At 61.4% G+C, this 3,743-nt stretch carries 5 protein-coding genes; all 5 read left to right on the top strand.

Annotated elements, in window-relative coordinates; all coding sequences use genetic code 11:
• The first annotated feature begins 44 nt into the window (after positions 1 to 44).
• Positions 45 to 1,184 carry a cobalt-precorrin-5B (C(1))-methyltransferase CbiD gene (gene cbiD / locus DOU50_RS00815; RefSeq protein WP_061715604.1) on the top strand — a complete coding sequence of 380 codons (1,140 nt, stop codon included), beginning with the start codon at positions 45 to 47 and terminating at the stop codon, positions 1,182 to 1,184.
• A complete protein-coding gene (locus tag DOU50_RS00820; RefSeq protein WP_061715603.1) occupies positions 1,178 to 1,783 on the top strand; it encodes a cobalt-precorrin-7 (C(5))-methyltransferase in 606 nt (201 codons plus the stop codon). Before cbiD ends, DOU50_RS00820 begins: the two co-directional genes overlap by 7 nt.
• Positions 1,773 to 2,342 (top strand): decarboxylating cobalt-precorrin-6B (C(15))-methyltransferase, encoded by a 570-nt coding sequence (locus DOU50_RS00825; protein ID WP_148768532.1) that lies wholly within the window; start codon positions 1,773 to 1,775, stop codon positions 2,340 to 2,342. Before DOU50_RS00820 ends, DOU50_RS00825 begins: the two co-directional genes overlap by 11 nt.
• On the top strand, positions 2,335 to 3,108 hold the full coding sequence (locus tag DOU50_RS00830) for a cobalt-precorrin-4 methyltransferase (protein WP_048989910.1): 774 nt from the start codon (positions 2,335 to 2,337) through the stop codon (positions 3,106 to 3,108). Before DOU50_RS00825 ends, DOU50_RS00830 begins: the two co-directional genes overlap by 8 nt.
• Positions 3,089 to 3,743 (top strand): cobalt-precorrin 5A hydrolase (locus tag DOU50_RS00835; RefSeq protein WP_322742053.1); only part of this gene is annotated, 655 nt, incomplete at its 3' end. The genes DOU50_RS00830 and DOU50_RS00835, both read left to right, overlap by 20 nt.

Consider the following 3,743-nt stretch of genomic DNA (forward strand, 5'->3'; position numbering starts at 1 on the left):
GCGGCGATTGTGAACGCCATGCTCTATTACCTGCAGGGGGCGCGATGAGCGATTCCACCTTCGATGCCCCGGTATGGCATAACGGGAAGGCATTACGTAAAGGCTACACCACCGGCTCCTGCGCGACCGCGGCAGCGAAAGTCGCCGCACTGATGGTGCTGCGCCAGCACCTCATTCATCAGGTCTCCATTGTGACACCCTCCGGCGTCACGCTGTGTCTGAACGTGGAATCGCCGCACATTGAAGGGCAGCAGGCGATTGCGGCCATCCGCAAAGACGGCGGTGATGACGTTGACGCCACCCACGGCATGCTGATTTTCGCCCGTGTGACGCTCAACGACAGCGGCGAGATTACGCTGGCGGGCGGCGAGGGCGTGGGGACCGTGACGCGCAAAGGCATCGGCCTGCCCATCGGCAGCGCGGCGATCAACCGCACGCCGCGTCACACCATTGAGTCCGCCGTGCGCGAGGCGATTGGCCCGACGCGCGGGGCCAACGTGGAAATCTTCGCCCCTGAAGGCGAAGAGCGGGCGCAGAAAACCTACAACTCACGCCTCGGGATCCTGGGCGGTATTTCGATCATCGGCACCACCGGCATTGTCACGCCGATGTCAGAGGAGAGCTGGAAACGCTCGCTTTCTCTGGAGCTGGAGATTAAACGCGCGGCCGGGTTGGAGCGGGTCGTGCTGGTGCCGGGCAATCATGGCGAGCGCTTTGTGCGCGAGCAGATGGGCATTGATCAAGATGTCGTGGTCACCATGAGCAACTTTGTCGGCTACATGATCGAAGAGGCGGTGCGGCTGGGGTTTCGCCAGATAGTGCTGGTCGGCCACCCCGGCAAGCTCATCAAAATTGCCGCCGGGATATTCCACACCCACAGCCATATCGCCGATGCGCGCATGGAAACGCTGGTGGCGCATCTGGCGCTGCTCGGTGCGCCGCTGGAATTACTCACCGTCGTCAGCGAATGCGATACCACCGAAGCGGCGATGGAACATATCGACACCTGGGGTTTTCAGGCGCTTTACAGCCATCTCGCCGAACGGATCTGCCTGCGCGTAATGCAGATGCTGCGCTTTACCAAAAATCCGCCGACCTGTGACGCCATTCTGTTTTCCTTTGATAACCAGGTGCTGGGCAGCAACCGCCCGGTCGAGGCGATTGCCCGGGCGCTGCAATGTTAACGGTCGTGGGAATGGGGCCTGCGGGATTGCGCCTGATGACGCCCGCCGCGCGTGAAGCGATCGATCGCGCCGATGCGCTGGTCGGCGGAAAACGCCATCTGCTGCAGTTCCCGGCGTTTTGCGGCGAGACGTTTGTCCTGGGGGCCAACATTCCGGCGCTGCTGGCCTGGGTTGAGGCGCGTCAGGAGAAAAAGGTGGTGATTGTGGCCTCCGGCGATCCGCTCTTTTACGGCATCGGATCGCGGATGGTGGCGCATTTCGGTATGGCGCGCGTGCGCATTATTCCCGGTATCAGCGCGGTGCAGTACCTGTGCGCGCAGGCGGGCATTGATATGAATGAGATGTGGCTCACCAGCAGCCATGGCCGCAGCGTGAATGTTGACGAGCTGGCACGGCATCGCAAAGTGGCGATGGTCACCGATAGCCAGTATGGGCCGAAAGAGATTGCCGCGCAGCTGGTGGCGCGCGGGAAGGGCCATCGCTGGATGGTGATTGGTGAAAACCTGGCGATGGAAAATGAACGGATCCACTGGCTGCCCGTCAGTGAGGTCAGTGCCGACTATGAGATGAATGCGGTGGTGATCCTCGATGAAAGATGAACTGTTTCTGCGCGGCGAAACGGTGCCGATGACCAAAGAGGCGGTACGCGCGCTGGCCCTCACGAAGCTCGAGCTGCAACGCGCCAGCCACCTGATTGACGTCGGTGCGGGAACCGGGAGCGTGTCGATAGAGGCGGCGCTGCTGTTTCCCTCGCTGCACGTGACGGCCATAGAGCGTAACCCTGCAGCTCTGCAGCTGCTTGCGGAAAATCGCCAGCATTTTGCCTGTCGCAATATCGCGATTTTGCCGGGCGTTGCGCCCTTACCCGTGGCGGATAAGGCCGATGCGGTCTTTATGGGCGGCAGCGGCGGCCATCTGACCTCGCTTATCGACTGGTCCCTGCGCCAGCTATATCCCGGCGGACGTCTGGTGATGACGTTTATCCTGCAGGAAAACCTCACTACCGCACTGGCCCATCTGCAGCAGATCGGCGTCCAGAACATTGATTGCCTGCAAATGCAGGTCTCCGCGCTGACCCCGCTCGGCAGCGGTCACTATTTCAAACCGAATAATCCCGTTTTTGTTATCGCCTGTCAGAAGGAAGAACACCATGTCTGAGACGTTTGATTCCCGTTGCGTGTGGTTTGTCGGTGCCGGTCCCGGTGACCGTGAGCTTATCACGCTCAAGGGCTACCGGCTGCTGCAGCAGGCGCAGGTGGTTATCTATGCCGGTTCGCTTATCAATACCGAGCTGCTGGCGTATTGCCCGCAGGGAGCCGAATGCCACGACAGCGCGGAACTCCATTTAGAACAGATAATCGAGCTGATGGCGGCGGGCGTGAAGGCCGGAAAAACGGTGGTACGTTTACAGACCGGCGATGTCTCGCTCTACGGCTCCGTTCGTGAGCAGGGCGAAGAGCTGACCAAACGGGGCATTGCCTGGCAGGTGGTGCCCGGCGTCAGCGCTTTCCTCGGCGCCGCGGCGGAGCTTGGGGTGGAATACACCGTCCCTGAAGTCTCGCAGAGCCTGATTATTACCCGCCTCGAAGGCCGCACGCCGGTGCCGGCGCGTGAACAGCTGGAGTCATTTGCCAGCCATCAAACCTCCATGGCGATTTATCTCTCTGTCCAGCGTATTCACCGGGTGGCGGAACGCCTGATTGAAGGCGGTTATCCGGCCACCACGCCCGTTGCCGTCATTTATAAAGCGACCTGGCCGGAAAGCCACACCGTCCGCGGCACGCTGGCGGATATCGCCGACAAAGTACGCGAGGCGGGGATCCGCAAAACGGCGCTCATTCTGGTCGGGAAGTTCCTGGGCGAGGAGTATCACTACTCAAAACTCTATGCCGCGGATTTTAGCCATGAATACCGTAAAGCCTGAGCCCATCGCGCTGTTTTGCCTGACGCCGGGCGGCGTGCGGCTGGCGAAGCGTCTGGCGGCAATGCTGCCGGTCACCTGCTTTACCAGCGAGGGCCTGCGGGAAGAGGGCTTTATCTCCTTCGATGGCGGCTTTGCCCCGGCGGTGCGCGAGGCGTTCACGCGCTACCCGGCGCTGATTTTTATCGGCGCCACCGGCATTGCGGTGCGCGTTTTGGCACCCCTCATCCACGACAAGCTGAGCGACCCGGCGGTGGTGGTGATCGACGAGCGTGGGCAGCACGTGATTAGCCTGCTTTCCGGCCATGCTGGCGGGGCGAATGCGCTGACCCGCTATCTGGCGGAAATGCTGGGGGCGGACCCGGTGATTACCACCGCCACGGACGTCAACGAGATGGCCGCGCTGGATACCCTTGCCTTCCATCTGAATGCCCGAATGCGCGATTTCCGAACGACGGTGAAAATCGTCAACCAGATGCTGGTGAGCCATCAGCGGGTAGGGCTGTGGTGGGATGCGGAACTCGACGACGACGTCAGCCGGTGCGATCGGCGCGGGTTTATCACCGTGAGCGACCTGCAGCACCTACCGGAAATAGATGCGCTGGTGTGTATTACGCTGCGCAACACGCTGCCGGAAC

Source organism: Enterobacter sp. C6 (genome assembly GCF_008122455.1).
Taxonomy (GTDB): Bacteria; Pseudomonadota; Gammaproteobacteria; order Enterobacterales; family Enterobacteriaceae; genus Enterobacter; species Enterobacter pseudoroggenkampii.

Excerpts from the sequence above, each read along its gene's own strand:
- DOU50_RS00830 (WP_048989910.1), top strand. The coding sequence starts at position 2,335 with ATGTCTGAGACGTTTGATTCCCGTTGCGTGTGGTTTGTCGGTGCCGGT.
- cbiD (WP_061715604.1), top strand. The coding sequence starts at position 45 with ATGAGCGATTCCACCTTCGATGCCCCGGTATGGCATAACGGGAAGGCA.
- DOU50_RS00825 (WP_148768532.1), top strand. The coding sequence starts at position 1,773 with ATGAAAGATGAACTGTTTCTGCGCGGCGAAACGGTGCCGATGACCAAA.
- DOU50_RS00820 (WP_061715603.1), top strand. The coding sequence starts at position 1,178 with ATGTTAACGGTCGTGGGAATGGGGCCTGCGGGATTGCGCCTGATGACG.